Origin of the sequence: Sphaerimonospora sp. CA-214678, assembly GCF_050942215.1 — a bacterium.
Lineage (GTDB): Bacteria > Actinomycetota > Actinomycetes > Streptosporangiales > Streptosporangiaceae > Sphaerimonospora.
This window is the reverse complement of sequence record NZ_CP192056.1, coordinates 1592387-1608097: the sequence shown is the minus strand read 5'-3', so window position 1 is coordinate 1608097 and position 15711 is coordinate 1592387. Positions and strand designations below refer to the sequence as shown.

16 protein-coding genes and 1 pseudogene are annotated in these 15711 nt (G+C 69.1%); 5 read left to right on the top strand and 12 right to left on the bottom strand.

Annotation, left to right across the window (positions count from 1 at the left end):
• Nucleotides 1-11: 11 nt before the first annotated feature.
• Genes rph through ACQP1K_RS07445 form a run of 4 tightly spaced genes read right to left on the bottom strand, consistent with a single transcriptional unit; the run spans nucleotide 12 to nucleotide 3182 of the window.
• Nucleotides 12-728 (bottom strand): ribonuclease PH, encoded by a 717-nt coding sequence (gene rph / locus ACQP1K_RS07460; protein ID WP_433500138.1) that lies wholly within the window; start codon nucleotides 726-728, stop codon nucleotides 12-14.
• Between the two features lie 26 nt (nucleotides 729-754).
• Nucleotides 755-1507: an MBL fold metallo-hydrolase gene (locus tag ACQP1K_RS07455; protein WP_433500137.1), complete on the bottom strand. Its 753-nt coding sequence runs from the start codon at nucleotides 1505-1507 to the stop codon at nucleotides 755-757.
• Complete coding sequence (gene murI, locus ACQP1K_RS07450) at nucleotides 1504-2358, bottom strand: glutamate racemase (protein ID WP_433500136.1); 855 nt, start codon at nucleotides 2356-2358, stop codon at nucleotides 1504-1506. The genes ACQP1K_RS07455 and murI overlap by 4 nt, the downstream gene beginning before the upstream one ends.
• 29 nt (nucleotides 2359-2387) lie before the next feature.
• Entirely contained in the window at nucleotides 2388-3182 is a 795-nt protein-coding gene (locus ACQP1K_RS07445; protein ID WP_433500135.1) for a thioesterase family protein, read from the bottom strand.
• 150 nt (nucleotides 3183-3332) lie between these two features.
• On the opposite strand from ACQP1K_RS07445, the gene ACQP1K_RS07440 reads away from it, so the two are divergent.
• A complete protein-coding gene (locus tag ACQP1K_RS07440) occupies nucleotides 3333-3533 on the top strand; it encodes a hypothetical protein (protein WP_433500134.1) in 201 nt (66 codons plus the stop codon).
• 113 nt (nucleotides 3534-3646) lie between these two features.
• On the opposite strand, the gene ACQP1K_RS07435 is transcribed toward ACQP1K_RS07440, so the two are convergent.
• The 5 genes from ACQP1K_RS07435 to clpS form a co-directional block, all read right to left on the bottom strand.
• A complete protein-coding gene (locus ACQP1K_RS07435) occupies nucleotides 3647-4594 on the bottom strand; it encodes a PLP-dependent cysteine synthase family protein (RefSeq protein ID WP_433500133.1) in 948 nt (315 codons plus the stop codon).
• Complete coding sequence (locus ACQP1K_RS07430) at nucleotides 4595-4891, bottom strand: MoaD/ThiS family protein (RefSeq protein ID WP_433501508.1); 297 nt, start codon at nucleotides 4889-4891, stop codon at nucleotides 4595-4597.
• 347 nt (nucleotides 4892-5238) lie between these two features.
• Nucleotides 5239-5652: a Mov34/MPN/PAD-1 family protein gene (locus ACQP1K_RS07425; protein WP_433500132.1), complete on the bottom strand. Its 414-nt coding sequence runs from the start codon at nucleotides 5650-5652 to the stop codon at nucleotides 5239-5241.
• Nucleotides 5653-5684: 32 nt separating this feature from the next.
• Nucleotides 5685-6233: a DUF2017 domain-containing protein gene (locus ACQP1K_RS07420; RefSeq protein WP_433500131.1), complete on the bottom strand. Its 549-nt coding sequence runs from the start codon at nucleotides 6231-6233 to the stop codon at nucleotides 5685-5687.
• A gap of 84 nt (nucleotides 6234-6317) precedes the next feature.
• The gene (clpS, locus tag ACQP1K_RS07415; RefSeq protein WP_433500130.1) at nucleotides 6318-6605 is read right to left on the bottom strand and encodes an ATP-dependent Clp protease adapter ClpS; all 288 of its coding nucleotides are present in this window, start codon (nucleotides 6603-6605) and stop codon (nucleotides 6318-6320) included.
• Nucleotides 6606-6650: 45 nt separating this feature from the next.
• On the opposite strand from clpS, the gene ACQP1K_RS07410 reads away from it, so the two are divergent.
• Nucleotides 6651-7967, top strand: a complete 1317-nt coding sequence (locus ACQP1K_RS07410; protein ID WP_433501507.1) for a nicotinate phosphoribosyltransferase — start codon at nucleotides 6651-6653, stop codon at nucleotides 7965-7967.
• Between the two features lie 65 nt (nucleotides 7968-8032).
• Nucleotides 8033-8605, top strand: coding sequence for an isochorismatase family protein (locus tag ACQP1K_RS07405; RefSeq protein ID WP_433500129.1), 573 nt, complete (start codon nucleotides 8033-8035; stop codon nucleotides 8603-8605).
• A 153-nt stretch (nucleotides 8606-8758) separates the two neighbouring features.
• Here the strand turns inward: ACQP1K_RS07405 and ACQP1K_RS07400 are convergent, their stop codons facing one another.
• A complete protein-coding gene (locus ACQP1K_RS07400; RefSeq protein ID WP_433500128.1) occupies nucleotides 8759-10324 on the bottom strand; it encodes a class I adenylate-forming enzyme family protein in 1566 nt (521 codons plus the stop codon).
• 265 nt (nucleotides 10325-10589) lie between these two features.
• Here ACQP1K_RS07400 and ACQP1K_RS07395 point away from each other — a divergent pair.
• A pseudogene (locus ACQP1K_RS07395) lies at nucleotides 10590-11470 on the top strand (IS5 family transposase).
• Nucleotides 11471-11476: 6 nt separating this feature from the next.
• On the top strand, nucleotides 11477-12628 hold the full coding sequence (locus ACQP1K_RS07390; protein WP_433500127.1) for an acyl-CoA dehydrogenase family protein: 1152 nt from the start codon (nucleotides 11477-11479) through the stop codon (nucleotides 12626-12628).
• 127 nt (nucleotides 12629-12755) lie between these two features.
• Here the strand turns inward: ACQP1K_RS07390 and ACQP1K_RS07385 are convergent, their stop codons facing one another.
• Both ACQP1K_RS07385 and ACQP1K_RS07380 read right to left on the bottom strand, forming a co-directional pair.
• Nucleotides 12756-14510: a DEAD/DEAH box helicase gene (locus ACQP1K_RS07385; protein WP_433500126.1), complete on the bottom strand. Its 1755-nt coding sequence runs from the start codon at nucleotides 14508-14510 to the stop codon at nucleotides 12756-12758.
• 280 nt (nucleotides 14511-14790) lie between these two features.
• Nucleotides 14791-15501: a hypothetical protein gene (locus tag ACQP1K_RS07380; RefSeq protein ID WP_433500125.1), complete on the bottom strand. Its 711-nt coding sequence runs from the start codon at nucleotides 15499-15501 to the stop codon at nucleotides 14791-14793.
• Nucleotides 15502-15711: the final 210 nt, after the last annotated feature.

Here is a 15711-nt window from a genome sequence, read left to right as displayed (position 1 = left end):
CGAAGACGAGATCAGGCGAGCGCCTGGGCCTGCAGCCGGGTCAGCTCCGCGCAGCCCGCGGTCGCGAGGTCGAGCAGCCCGTCCAGCAGGGCCCGATCGAACGGCACGCCCTCCGCCGTGCCCTGCACCTCGACGAAGTCGCCGCCGCCGGTCATCACGACGTTCATGTCGGTCTCGGCCTTGACGTCCTCGGTGTAGCAGAGGTCGAGCAGCGGCTCGGTGCCGATGACGCCGACCGAAACGGCGGCGACGGAGTTCACCAGCGGGTCGCCTGGGCACATCCGCCGCTTGCGCATCCAGGCCACGGCGTCGGCGAGGGCGACGTACGCCCCGGTGATCGCGGCGGTCCGGGTGCCCCCGTCGGCCTGCAGCACATCGCAGTCGAGGAGGATCGAGTTCTCCCCGAGCGCCTTGTAGTCCACGCAGGCCCGCAGCGATCGGCCGATCAGCCGGGAGATCTCGTGCGTCCGGCCACCGATCCTGCCCCGGACCGACTCCCGGTCGCTGCGTGTGTTGGTGGAGCGGGGCAGCATGGCGTACTCGGCCGTAACCCAGCCCAGGCCGCTGCCCTTGCGCCAGCGCGGCACGCCGGCCTCCACGGTCGCGGCGCACAGCACCTTGGTCGCGCCGAACTCCACGAGCACGGAACCCTCCGCGTGCGCGAGCCAGTTCCGGGTGATGGTCACGGGGCGAAGCTGGTCGGGTCGACGACCGTCTGAACGAGCCATAGTGGCCACCTTAGTGCTCGAGATGGTCATGAAAGGTCATAGACGGCACCGCTGCGCGCGAGTTCCATCCGGCCGCCGAAACCGCCACGCGAGGCGTCGTCGAGGATCCGGGCGGGATCGTGCCAGGGCACCAGGTGAGTGAGGACGAGCGTGCCGACCTCCGCGCGTGCGGCGTGCTCGGCCGCCTGACGCCCGCTGAGGTGCAGGCCCGAGGGCAGTCCGGGGACGTCGGGGAAGGACGCCTCGCACAGCAGCACGTCGGCCCCGCGGGCGAGTTCGACCAGCTCGGGGCACTCGCCGGTGTCGGCGGAGTACACCACGTGGCGGCCGCCGTAGGACACGCGGAAGCCGTACGTCTCGACGGGGTGGTTCATCCGCGCCGTGGTCACCTCGAAGGGGCCGATCCGCCGCACCCCGGACGTCAGCCGTACGAAGTCGAAGGATCTCTCCAGCACCGGCTCGTCCGGCATGGCGTACGCGGCGTTGAGCCTGCGATCGGTCCCGTCGGGGCCGTGGAGCGGCACCTTGGGCAGCGGACCGTCCGGTGTGTAGGTGCGCACGACGTGATAGGCGCACACGTCGAGGCAGTGATCGGCGTGCAGGTGGGACAGGCAGATCGCGTCGATGTCGTACAGGCCGACGTGCCGCTGCAGCGCGCCGAGCGCCCCGCTGCCGAAGTCGAGCAGCAGCCGGAAGCCCTCGGCCTCCAGGAGATAGCAGGAGGACGGGCTGTCCGGCCCGGGAAAACTGCCCGAGCATCCGATGACGGTCAATTTCACAGCGAGCTCCCGATGTCGGATTCGCCCATTACTGACCCATCCTGCACCGCCTTGCCCAGCGTCGCGATCTCGACGGCCTGGATCTCCGGCCCGAGGAACCGCTGCCCGAGCTGCTCGAACAGGTCGGTGTCGCCCGTGGCACGGAAGCGGTGGACGGGTCCGATCGCCCCGTCGGACAGCCCTCTGTCGTGCAGGATCCGGTAGACGTCCTTGGCGGTCTCCTCGGCGCTGGAGACCAGCGTGACCCCGTCGCCCGTGACGTACGACAGCGCACCGGTCAGCAGCGGATAGTGCGTGCAGCCCAGGATCAGCGTGTCGCACCCGGAGTCCTGGATCGGCTTGAGGTAGCCGCGGATCACCTCGATGAGCTCATCGCTCATCGTCTCGCCGCGCTCCACGAAATCGACGAGCAGGGGCGCGGCGACCCCGACCAGTTCGACGTCGGGGGCTGCGGTGAAGGCGTCGTGGTAGGCCATCGACTCGATCGTCGCACGGGTGCCGATGACGCCGACCCGGCCGTTTCTGGTCGCCCGTACGGCACGGCGGGTGGCCGGCTGGATGACCTCGACGACCGGGACGTCGTACCGCTCCCTGGCGTCCCGGAGCACCGCCGCGCTGGCGCTGTTGCAGGCGATCACGAGCATCTTGACGTCGTGCTCGACGAGGTGATCCATCACCTCGAGCGCGTACGCACGCACCTCGGCGATGCTCTTCGGCCCGTACGGCTGACGGGCGGTGTCGGCGACGTAGAGGATCGACTCGTTGGGCAACTGGTCGATGATCGCCCGGGCGACGGTCAGGCCGCCCACCCCGCTGTCGAAGATCCCGATCGCACTGCTGTTGTCCGGCACGCTTCCCAAGATTAGGGGAAGTACGGCGATCAGCCGCGGCCGACGCGAGCGATCTGGCGGGATTGGGCGACCAACCGGCCCGCCGAGTCCCACACCTCGACGTCCTCGTCGAACCAGCCGTCGCTGATCAGCCGCCCGCCGCCGATGACCGTGAGCCATCCGGGCGCGGGCAGAGCGCGCAGGTGCCAGGTCAGCTCGACCGTCGGGGCCCAGCCGCGGGCGCCGGCCGAGAACACCACCGGCGGCAGCGCGTCGACGGCCAGCGCGATCACGTAGGGATCGGGGTCCTGCCGCTCGACCATCCGGAAGTACGCCCGGCACTCCGGCCGCCCGGTCGGCTCCCCGGTGAGCCATCCGATCGTCGGCGGGTCGAACAGCATCTCCACCTGGGCGCCGAGGTTCACGTTCGACCGGGTCTTGGGCACGGGCAGCGGCACGCAGGAGGCCGGGTCCGGCATCGGCGCCGACGGCCCGTCCGACCAGTCGGGCACTGCCTCCGGGTCGAGCGTCGCCGTCGTCACCAGGGCCTCGATGAACGACTCGTCGCCCTGCGTCAGCGTGGCCCTGGTCATCGCGGCCGTACGGCCGGCCTTGAGCGGGGTCAGCCGCACCGTGGCGGGCCCGGTCCGGGGCACCCGGAGGAACTGGGCGCTCGTGGACACCGGGTGGGCGTGCGGGGAGGCGTCGACGACGGCCCGCAGGACGGTGGCCAGGAGATATCCGCCGTTCAACGGCCCGCCGATCGAGTACGCGTCGTCGAGACACACGTCATAGGTCGCGTCGTCGACCCTGATCGCCTGCGTCGCCTCATCGAATTTCGTCACCGCGCACCCGCCTCCCGAACGTTGTTCTGGAGCTACTGTAACCACTTCCCCACGCTGCGCACTTCGTCGTTTCAAGCGACATGCAAGTGGTTCGTCACCCACGCCACCTAAGGTCTCGATCACCGCTGCTATCCGCACCGGAAGTGAGACATGCCTGCCAATATGCCGCCTAATCCTCCTTCGGCGAAGGCGAACGTGGAAGCGCTGCGCGCGGTGGGGCTGAGCGGCGAGATCTCCGGCGGCGAGGCCGGGTTCGCCCTCCGCTTCGTGGTCAACCGAGCCCACCCCGAGGGTTCGTCCCAGGGCCCGTCCCCAGACCGGTCCGACGTGATCACAATCGGCCACATGTGATCACGTCGCCGGCGTCGGCGGAGCCTGCGCCGGCGCTCTTGCCGGATCTCCGTCGGATCTCGCGGCAGTCCTCTTGCCCGGATCTCGCACCGGATCGCGTCGAGAGCTCGGTATCAGGCCCAGAGCTGGCCTTCGAGGCGGGTCTCCGCCTCGTCGAGCGTGCCTTCGTACGCCCCGGTGGACAGGTACTTCCAGCCGCCGTCAGCGACGATGAACACGATGTCGGCCCGCTCTCCCGCGCGTGCGGCCTTGGCCGCGATGCCGAGGGCCGCGTGCAGGGCGCATCCGGTCGAGATGCCGGCGAAGACGCCCTCGGTCGCCAGCAGTTCGCGGGTACGCCGCAGGGCGTCGGCGGAGGTGACCGAATAGCGCGTGGTCAGCACCGTCGAGTCGTACAGCTCGGGGATGAAGCCCTCGTCCACGTTGCGCAGGCCGTACACCAGCTCGCCGTACCGCGGCTCGGCGGCCACGATCTTCACGTCCGGCACGTGCTCGCGCAGGTAGCGCCCGACTCCCATGAGCGTGCCGGTGGTGCCGAGTCCCGCCACGAAGTGGGTGACGGTCGGCAGGTCGGCGAGGATCTCCGGCCCGGTCGACTCATAGTGGGATCGCCAGTTGGCCGGGTTGCCGTACTGGTACAGCATCACCCAGTCCGGGTGCTCGGCCGCCAGGCGCTTGGCCACCCGCACCGCCTCGTTGGAACCCCCGGCCGCCGGTGAGGAGATGAGCTCCGCGCCGTACATGCGCAGGAGCTGACGGCGCTCCTCCGACGTGTTCTCGGGCATCACGCAGATCAGGCGATATCCCTTGAGCCTGGCCGACATGGCCAGCGAGATGCCGGTGTTGCCGGAGGTCGGCTCCAGGATCGTGCAGCCGGGCGAGAGCAGGCCGTCCTTCTCCGCCTGCTCGATCATCCACAGCGCTGGCCGGTCTTTGACCGACCCGGTCGGGTTCCGGTCCTCCAGCTTCGCCCAGATCCGCACCTCTTCGCTTGGCGAGAGGCGCGGCAGGCCGACCAGAGGGGTGTTGCCGACCGAGTCGAACAGCGAGTCGAAGCGCATCTAGCGCGCTCCGGCGGCTGCACCCGCCCCGCCGGCGACGGCCGGCAGGACGGTCACGGTGTCGCCGTCGGCGACCGGGGTGCCCAGGCCGCCGAGGAAACGCACGTCCTCGTCGTTCAGGTAGACGTTCACGAAGCGGCGCAGGCCGCTCTCGTCCACCAGGCGCTCCTTCAGGCCGGGGTGGCGCGCTTCCAGGTCACCGATGAGCTCCTCGAGCGTCGTGCCCTTGGCGTGCACCGCCTTGGCCCCATCGGTGTAGTTACGCAGGATGGTCGGAATGCGGACCTCGACGGCCATCTCGCTCAATCTCCTTGTTCGGTGGTCATCATGATTCGGTAGGTCATCGTCACAAGCGGGCGTCCACTCGACTGGAACATGGCCGGGCGGCCGGAGATTCCGGGGATCGGCGCCATGTCCGGTGACAGTGCTCACCGACGGTGCTGGGTCACGGTGCTCATTCACAGTGCTCAGTCACGGGATTCGGTCACGGTGCTCAGTCACAGTGCGCGGCGACAGTCGTAGACGACGACCCAGGGTGTGTGCCCGAAAAGGAAATTCTGAACAGGAGATTCCGGGCGGGCCCGGTGCGAAAGGACAGCCGGTGATGACACGGGGCGATCGTCATCGATAGGCATAGCACAAGTCTAGCCATATGCCTCGACGATCTTGACTTCCTCCTCCGACACGACGCCGTCGACGATCCGGTAGGAGCGGAACTCCGGTACGTCCGACGCGGTGGAGACCAGGACATAGTGGGCGTCCGGCTCGGACGCGTAGCTGATGTCCGTACGCGACGGGTACGCCTCGGTGGCGGTGTGCGAGTGGTAGATCACCACGGGCACCTCGTCCCGGTCGTCCATGTCCCGCCAGACGCGGAACTGCTCCATCGAGTCGAACCGGTAGAACGTCGGCGAGCGCTCGGCGTTCTCCATCGGGATGAACCGTTCCGGGCGGTCCGACCCCTCCGGTCCGGCCACGACGCCGCACGCCTCGTCGGGATGGTCCGCCCGGGCGTGGGCCACGATCTTGTCGACCAGCTCGCGTGAGATCGTCAGCATGCGGGAAACCTACCAAAGGCCTCGTAGACGGCTCACCAGAGGGCACGGACGAGCGTGTCCTGCAGGTAGGTCAGCCAGTCGTAGGTCACGTAGGCCGGGTAGCGGGGATCGTCCTCGGACATCTCCGCCACCTCCTCGTGGACCTCCTCGGTCACCTCCAGCCGCACGCCCAGCGCGAGCCGCACATCGTTGATGGTGCGCAGCCAGGCCTGCCCCTGCGGCACCGTGAGCTCCAGCTCACCCGGGGCCAGGGTCTCCAGCAGCGTCGTCGCGTCCGCGCGCTTGGCGTCTCGTAACGTCGCCTCGGTGTAGCGGCGGAACTCCCCCGACGCCTCCTCGTCGTCGCCGTACGCCGGAGGGAACAGGCGGGCGAGCACGGGATCGGAGGGCGGGGCCGGGGAACCGATGCCGAGCGCGCGCTCCAGCGGATCGTCCCCGGTCGAGCCCGGCTCGACCAGGCCGAGGATCTGCGTTGCCAGCGATCTCAGGATCGATACCTCGCCGGGATCGAGGTGGACCGAGACGCCCCCGTTCGTCGATCTGAAGCCGATGCTCATGCCGCCGTTCTCGTCATCAGTCATGTTCGTTCGCCACGTCCCCTTCGGACGTGTGCTCACGTGTCCCGTCGAGCCGCGTCCACGTCTCGTCCCGCCGCGCCGCCTCGGCTACTTGTCCTGTTGGACGGTCGCCCACAGGCCGTACGAATGGAGGATCTGGACGTCCCGCTCCATCTCCTCCCGCGTGCCGCTGGCGACCACGGCCTTGCCCTTGTAGTGCACGTCCATCATGAGTTTCTCCGCCTTCTGCCGGGGATACCCGAACACGGTCTGAAAGACGTACGTCACATAGGACATCAGATTGACCGGGTCGTTCCACACGATGGCGAGCCACGGCCGATCGGGACGGACGTACGACGACGGGCGCTCGACCTCGGCTGGAGCTGTACTACCCACATAACCATCCTGCACCACGTAAGTCGTAGTCTTCGACACGTGCGGATGACCATGGGCACGGGCCTGCTTACCGACCACTACGAATTGACCATGCTGGAGGCGGCGCTGGCGAGCGGCGCGGCGGGCCGGCGGGCCGTCTTCGAGGTCTTCGCCCGCAGGTTGCCGGGGGGACGGCGCTACGGGGTGGTCGCGGGGACCGCCCGGGTGCTCGACGCGCTGGAGGACTTCCGCTTCGACGACGCCGACCTCGATTTCCTGCGGCAGGTGGTCGACGAACGGACGCTGGCGTTTCTCGCCGACTACCGGTTCTCGGGAGACGTGTACGGCTATCGCGAGGGCGAGGCGTTCTTCCCCGGCTCGCCGATCATGGTGGTGGAGAGCACGTTCGCCGAGGCCGTACTGCTGGAAACCGTGATCTTGTCGATACTCAACCACGACTGCGCCATCGCGTCCGCCGCATCGCGGATGGCGCACGCCGCGGGCGACCGGCCGCTGATCGAGATGGGCTCCCGCCGCACGCACGAGATCGCGGCCGTCGCCGCGGCGAGGTCGGCCTACCTGTGCGGCTTCGCGTCGACCTCCAACCTGATGGCCGGACGCCGGTACGGCGTGCCGACGGCCGGCACGGCCGCCCACGCGTTCGTCCTGCTGCACGACTCGGAGAAGGACGCGTTCCGGGCCCAGCTCGACTCGCTGGGGCACGGGACGACGCTGCTCATCGACACCTATGACGTGGCCGAGGCCGTCCGGACCGCCGTCGAGCTGGCGGGGCCGGACCTCGGGGCGGTGCGGATCGACTCCGGCGATCTCGCGGTGGTGGCGCAGGAGGTGCGGCAGGCGCTCGACGCACTCGGGGCCGAGCGTACGAAGATCATCGTCACCGGCGACCTCGACGAGTTCGCCATCGCCGCGCTGGCCGTCGCCCCGGTCGACGGATATGGCGTGGGCACCGCGCTCGTCACCGGATCGGGCCACCCGACGGCCAGCCTCGTCTACAAGCTGGTCGCCAGGGAGGACGCCACGGGCGTGATGCGACCGGTCGCGAAGCGGTCCGTGGGCAAGCCGAGCAAGGGCGGCCGCAAGTGGGCCTACCGGCGGATCGGCGACGGGATCGCCACCGCCGAGATCGTCACCGACGCGCCGATGGAGACCCCGCGTCCGGACCAGGCCGCCCGGAGCGAGCCGCCCGAGCTGACCGGGGACCGGCCGCTGCTGGCCGAACTCGTCCGCGGCGGCGAGATCGTCGGCCGCGAGCCACTGGACGCCGTCCGGCGGCGACACCGGTCGACTCTGACCGAATTGCCGCCGATTGCGCATAGCCTCTCCCCTGGAGACCCGGCAGTCCCTACTATCTTCAAGTGATCGTGGGAGACCGGCGCATGAGGACGACGCCGGTCTCCCGCGATCACTGAGGAGAAGGTGATGCAGTGAAAACCGCGCTCGTCATCGTCGACGTCCAGAACGACTTCTGCGAGGGCGGCAGCCTGGCCGTGGCCGGCGGCGCCGAGGTCGCCGCGGCCATCAGCCGTCATGTCGCCGACAACGCCTACGACCATGTGGTGGCCACCCGCGACTATCACATCGACCCCGGGGCGCACTTCGCCGCGGAACCCGACTTCGTGGACAGCTGGCCCGCGCACTGCGTGGTCGGCACCACCGGCGCCGACTTCCACCCGGCCTTCGACACGGCGAAGGTGGAGGAGGTCTTCAGCAAGGGAGCCCACCAGGCGGCCTACAGCGGCTTCGAGGGAGCCGCCGACGACGGTTCCGGCCTCGCCGACTGGCTTCGCGACCACGAGGTGGCCTCCGTCGACGTCGTGGGCATCGCCACGGATCACTGCGTGCGGGCCACCGCGCTGGACGCCATGCGGGCCGGCTTCGCCGTACGGGTCCTGCTGGACCTGACCGCGGGCGTGGCCAGGAAGACCACCGACGCGGCCCTCGGCCAGCTCGACGCCGCCGGGGTGAAGTTGGTCGGAACCCCCGTCGTCGGACGCTGATCCTCTCGCGAGGCGGCCGGACGCGCCGGACGGTCTGTGTCGAGGGCACGCGGCACACGGGCCGCGTGCCCATATCCGATGTGATGTGACCTTTGGAACGAACGACCGGCCCCGTCCTCCTTGGGCTGCTCGCCGACTGACGGCATCACACCGTTATGCCGACGGCTTGGCGGACTTGGTGCGGGTTTCGCGAAGGACGCGCTTGAGCACCTTGCCGGTGCCGCTGAGCGGAAGCTCGTCAACGAACTCGATCGTGCGCGGCTTCTTGTACGACGCCACCTGATCACCGACGAACTCGATCAGATCCTCGGCCACGACCGGCGGTCCGTCCGGCTTCCGCACGACCACGGCGTGAATGGCCTCACCCCAGGTCTCGTGCGGGACGCCGATCACCGCCGCCTGCATCACCGAAGGATGCCGCGTGATCGCGTTCTCCACCTCGACGCTGGAGACATTGATCCCGCCGGTGATGATGATGTCCTTGAGACGGTCGACGATGGTGACGAAACCTTCGGCGTCGATCACGCCGACGTCGCCGGATTTGAACCAACCGTCCTGACGGCTGTCTTCGGTCGCCTCCGGCATGTTGAAGTAGCCGGGACTGACCGCATCACCGGACAGCCAGATTTCGCCCGGGGTGGTGCCGTCCCGCGGGACGTCCTGACCATCGTTTCCGACCACCCGAACCTGGGTGAGCACCATCGGTCTGCCCAGGGAGCCCAGTTGGCGGCGCTGTTGCTCGGTGCCCTCGGTGAACTGGTTCTCGGGCCGCAAGATCATCGCGCAGGCGTACATCTCGGCCATCCCGTAGATCGGGTAGAAGACATCCCCGATCACCTCCCGCCCCTTGGCCAACAGTGCCGCGGACAGCGGGGATCCGCCGGTGATGATGCCGGTCAGGCTGGACAGATCGCGGTTCTCGGTCGCCTGTGCCATCAGAATCATCTGCAGCATCGTCGGCACCACGATGGTGTGGGTGACCCGATACGTCTCGACGAGATCGATGAACCCCAGCGGGGTGAACGCCTCGGGGATCACCATCCGGCCGCCCTTCAGCAGCACCGGGTGCAGGCTCGCCGGCCCACCCGGGTTGAAGAAGTACGGGATGCACTGCAGTCCGGTCGACCGCTCAGGAATCGGAACCTCGGAGGCCCAGTTGAGCATCGCCGAGATGGCGTTGCGGTGCGTCATCGCCGACCCCTTGGGCATGCCGGTCGTGCCGCTGGACGCGGCCAACTGGTAGATGTCGGAGTCCAGCACCTCCACCTGCGGGTCGGTGCTCGCGGCGGCGCCGATGATCGTCTCGAAATCGAAATCGAATGCGTGATCGCCACCGAACCCGATCGTCAGTACCGGCACACCCTCCGCGAGCCATGCGGCGGCCTCCTCAGCGAGCGCGGCGTGCACGAGGACCGCCTTCGGTTCGACGTAGCCCAGGTAGGCGGCCAGCTCACTGGCCGCCAGGCGAATATTGAGCGCCGCGCCGATCACTCCGGACTTCGCACAACCGAAGAAGAACTCCAGGTACTCAGGGCAGTTGGGCGCGAACATGGCCACCCGGTCCCCCTTCGACAAACCCAGCGCGGCGAACGCATTCGCGATCTGATTGGTCCGTCGATCGAGGTCTGCCCACGTCCGGGTCGGCCCCCCGGGCACGACGAGGGCGTCCGCACTCGGGAAGGTCTGGGCGTTCTTGCGCACGATGTCACTGACGAGCATGTAAGACTCCTCGATTCCCCGGCGACCGCGCTCACAGCCTTCCATCTTTGACGTTGAACGTCAAATATTAACAACTATTGACGTTCAACGTAAGAACTGATGTCATGTGAAGGTATGGACCTAGGGCGTGTATCGAAGTCCGGGTGGTGCCTGAGCACGGTTGACGCGTCGGAGAGGTCGTAGATCGACAACATAAGAGGTCTCCGGTAAGTGGTTAGTCGACCAAGAAAAACCTGAAACCGGAGACCTCGTGGCCACCTTAGCGGTGACACGGCGGTTCGACCTCACCGATGCGCAGTGGGCGGTACTGGAGCCGCTGCTACCAGCGCCGAAACGGTCGGGCCGGCCATCGCTGTTCAGCAAGCGGCAGCTGATCGACGGGATCCGCTGGCGGGTACGGGTCGGCGCCCCCTGGCGGGATGTGCCCGCCTGCTACGGATCCTGGCCGGCGGTGTATGCGCTGTTTCGGCGCTATCAACGGGACGGCACCTGGCAGCAGATCCTGACTGCCTTGCAGGCGCAGGCGGACGCGGCCGGACGCATCACCTGGGACGTCAGCGTGGACTCCACCATCGCTCGTGTGCATCAGCACGCCGCCGGGGCGCGGAAAAGGGGGATCTGCAGGCCGAGCCGCCCGGCGGCAGGTACGGCGCCGAGCCGGCCGATCACGGGCTGGGGCGTTCTCGTGGCGGGCTGACCACCAAAGTGCATCTGGCCTGCGAGCAGGGGCAAAAGCCGCTGGCCATCGTGCTGACCGCGGGACAGCGCGGCGACAGCCCGCAGTTCACCGCGGTCATCGCCGGTATCCGGGTGCCCCGGCTGGGCGGCGGGCGCCCCCGCACCCGCCCCGACCGCGTCCTTGCCGACAAGGCCTACACCTCCACGGCCAACCGCGCCTACCTGCGCCGCCGCGGGATCAAGGCCACCATCCCCAGCAAGACCGACCAGGACGCCAACCGCCGCGCCAAAGGATCCAAGGGCGGGCGGCCACCCGCCTTCGACCCGCAGATCTACAAGCAGCGGCATGCGGTGGAGTGCGGCATCAACCGGCTCAAACGCCACCGCGCTGTCGCCACCCGATACGACAAACTCGCCGTCCGCTACGAAGCCACGGTCCTCATCGCCGCACTCAACGAATGGCTCTGACCGACTTTGATACAGGCCCTAGGCCTCACTACCGAGCAGCAGCAGCTCCAGACGACTGTCCGGAGCTTCCTGGACTCGTACTGCACCAAAGAGTGGATCGATCGCGTCGAGCACGAGAAGGCCTTCCCCGAAGACCTGTACCAGCGGATGGCCGAGCTCGGCCTGTTCGGGATCGGCGTCCCAGCGGAGTACGGCGGCTTCGGCGGCGGCCATCTCGAGGTGGGCCTGATCGCCGAGCAGCTCGGCCACTTCGGCGGCTCGGTGGTGTTCACCTGGTTCCCCACCGCAGTCTTCGGGACGCAGACGATCCTGTCCGCGGGTGATGACGCCATGAAGCAGCGCATGCTGCCCGGCATGGTCGACGGCAAGCTTCGCACCGCCTTCGCCCTCACCGAACCCGAGGCCGGCTCCGACGCCGCCTCGGTCCGTACCCAGGCCCGCTACGACGACGGTCAGTGGGTCATCGACGGCACGAAAGTCTGGTCCTCGGGTGCCCTCGCCGCCGACTACCTCGTCTTGACCGCTCGCACTGGCGAGGCAGGCGCTTCCAAAGCCCTGACCCTCTTCCTGGTCGATGCGCGCACCGCCGGGATCACGATCCGCGCGATCCCCAAGCTGGGCCACCATGCCGTCGCCTCCTGCGAGATCAACCTGCAGGGCGTGCGGATCGGCGCGGACTCGGTCATCGGCGAGGTCGGCGACGCCTGGACCGGCTTGTCACAGGCCCTGAACACCGAACGGCTGGGAGTCGGAGCGGTCTGCACCGGAATGTCGCAGCACTGCACCGACCTGGCCCTGGCGTACGGCCTGGACCGCAGGCAATTCGGCCAGCCCATCGCCGGCTTCCAGGCGATCAGTCACATGCTCGCCGACATGGAGACCGAGACCGCCGCCGCCCGACTGCTCACGCGGTCCGCGGCCTGGCGTGCCGACACCGGGCTGCCGTTCTCCAAAGAGGCCTCGATGGCCAAGGCCTACGCCACCGAGTGCGCCACCCGCAGCGCCACCCGCGGCATGCAGATCTTCGGCGGCTATGGCTACTCCACCGAATACGAGATCGAGCGGTTCTACCGGGAGGCCAAGCTCTACGAGGTCGCCGGCGGCACCACGCAGATCCAACGCAACATCATCGCCCGCCACCTCGGCATCCCCATCTGAACCACCGCGTCCGCTGACCCAAGCTGTCCCGGCCGGTCACCGCATCCCCGGCGCCCGGCCCGGCCAGTACCACTGACGGCACGCTTGACCGGTGAACGGCACGGCATCGCCCGGGCCGCCGCGGTGCTCACTTCCGCTGGGTGGCCCACTTGCGGATCAGCGCGATGCGCTCGCGGATCTGCTCCGCGGTCGCCTGCGCGATCTGCGGCCCCCCGCAGGCCCGGCGCAGCTCGGCGTGGATGACCCCGTGCGGCTGGCCGGTGCGATGGTTCCACGCGCCGACCAGGCCGTTGAGCTCCTTGCGCAGCTCGTGTACCTGCTCGTGCGGAGCCAGGACCGGCTCGGCCTGCGGAGCGGCCTTGGTCTTCCGTTTCGCCGCCTGCTGGTCCGCCTGACGCTTACGCAGCAGCGTGGCCACCTGATGGGGCTCCAGCAACCCGGGCAGGCCGAGGAAGTCCTCCTCCTCGGGTGAGCCCGGCGCGGCGGCCGTACCGAACTCTCCACCGTCGAACAGAACCCGGTCGAAGGTCGCGGACGCCTCCAGCGTCTGGAACGGCAGCTCGTCGCCGACGGCATCCGGCTGCTTCTTCTCCTGCTGGGCCTGCTCCAGCAGCAGATCGTCCAGACCGTCCTCGTCGCGGCGGCGGCCGAGCACGTGATCGCGCTCGGCCTCCATCTCGGCGGCGAGTCCCATCAGCACGGGCACGGACGGCAGGAACACCGACGCGGTCTCGCCGCGCTTGCGTGTCCGGACGAACCTTCCGACGGCCTGGGCGAAGAACAGCGGCGTCGAGGTGCTGGTCGCGTAGACGCCCACGGCCAGGCGGGGGATGTCCACCCCCTCGGAGACCATCCGGACCGCCACCAGCCACCGCCTGTCCGACGTGGCGAAGTCCTTGATCTTCTGGGAAGCGCCCGGGTCGTCCGAGAGCACCACCTCGGCGCCCTGACCCGTGACGGTCCGGATGTGCCGGGCGTAGGCGCGGGCCGACTCGTGGTCGGAGGCGATGACCAGGCCGCCGGCGTCCGGCACGCCGTGCCGGACCTCGCTGAGCCGTCGGTCCGCCGCCTGGATGACCTGGCGGATCCAGTCGCCCTTGGGGTCGAGCGCGGCCCGCCACGCCTGGGAGAGCTGGTCCTTCGTGAGCGGAGTGCCGAGCGTCGCACTGATCTCGTCGCCCGCCCGCGTCCGCCACGTCATCTCCCCCGAGTACGCCAGGAAGATGACGGGCCGGACCACGCCGTCGGCCAGGGCGGGGCCGTACCCGTAGGAGTAGTCGGAGACGCTGCGCAGCGCGCCGTCGCCGTCCTCCACGTAGGAGACGAACGGGATCGGGCTGTCGTCCGACCGGAACGGCGTACCGGTCAGCGCGAGCCGTCTGGTGGCCGGTTCGAAGGCCTCACGGACGGCGTCGCCCCACGACTTGGCGTCGCCCGCGTGGTGGATCTCGTCGAAGACCACCAGGGTCTTGCGCGCCTCGGTGCGGGCGCGGTGCAGCGCGGGGTGCATGGCGATCTGGGCGTAGGTGATCGCCACACCGGTGTAGTCACGCGAGGTCGCGCCCTGGCTGTTCTTGAACTCGGGGTCGATGCCGATGCCGACCTTGGCAGCGGCGTCGGCCCACTGCCGTTTCAGGTGTTCGGTGGGCGTGACGATCGTCAGGGCCCGGACGATCCCGCGGCTGAGCAGTTCGCTGGCGATCCGCAGCGCGTAGGTGGTCTTGCCCGCGCCCGGCGTCGCGACGGTCAGGAAGTCACGCGGCTCGCGCTGGAAGTAGAGCTCGAACGCCTCCTGCTGCCACGCGCGCAGCTTGGGCGCGGTGCCCCAGGCGGCTCTGTCGGGATAGGAGGGGGAGAGATGGGATGCGGCCGAAACGCTCAATGACGCCTCCCACAGCTCGTCGGGACACCGCTGTCCCTGTCGGTCCGTCTGTTTCTTCCAGTCGGTTGGCCTCTGCCGGTTCGCCTGTCGCTATCGGTTCGCAGCCTCACAATGACCCCAGGGTAGTCGGGCGAACCGGCAGAGCGTGCCGTTCGGCCCCTCTCCAGAGAAGATCATGAACGTGACCTGCGGCGGAACGCCCCGTTTCGCGAGTTCCGCGACGTACGGCCCCGGCCCGGCGAGGCGCGCCCGACGGAGAATCGGCCCGAGGAGAATCGGCTCAACGAGCACCCGAGATCAGGGCGTCGATGTCCGAGCGGGTCCCGGGTGCGTCCGGATGGGCGAGCGCGAGCATGACCGTGGTCTTGCCGTCGAAACGGGTGAGCAAGGTCACCCGCATGAACGCGGGCTCGTTCACCACGTCGCGGTATTCGGCCCGAATCGCCCGCGTGTGACCCGGCCGCCCGTTGACGGTGACCGCGTGGTCGTCCACCACCTCGACGTCATCCCCATGCAGCAGCAACCGGGCGTAGAGATCGGTCAGATCGATGACCTCGGAGCGGAGATGCGGCGGGTCGACCGGGCCCCCCGGCCTCGCCATGACCGTCGCCAGATCCCCGTGGGCCGCGACGGAGGTGAACCCGGTCACCGGGGCGACGACGCCCTCGCTCCAACCGGCGGGCAGCACGTACGAGATTCCGGCGAGCGCGTCGTCGATCACCCTGGGCGGCTCGCCCTCGGCACGGCCCAGGACCGTCACCACCACCGCGCCGATCACGGTCGCGGCGGACACGAGCGCGAGAACGGCGACTATCAGGCGGCTCAGCCAGCGCGGCGTGCGGCGCCGCGGCCGGACCGGCGTGCCGTACCTCCCGGCCGCCGGCGGCTCGTCGGACAGGGCCGGAGCATCGGTCCAGACCGGATCGGCGGGCCAGGCCGGATCACCCCGCCACACGGGGTCGGCGGACGACGACGGCACGCCGTGCCGCATCGGACTCTCCCGCGCCGGGTTCCCCCGCCCCATGCTCCCCGGCCCTGTGCCCCTTGGGTCCGCGCTCCTGTGGTCCGTGCTTCCTGGCCCTGTGCCCCTTGGGTCCGCGCTCCTTGGGTCCGTGCTTCCTGGCCCTGTGCTTCCTGGTTCTGGGGGTGGCCAGACCCGGCGGGTCCACTGATCCTCCACACAACCTCCCGCGTGATCGCT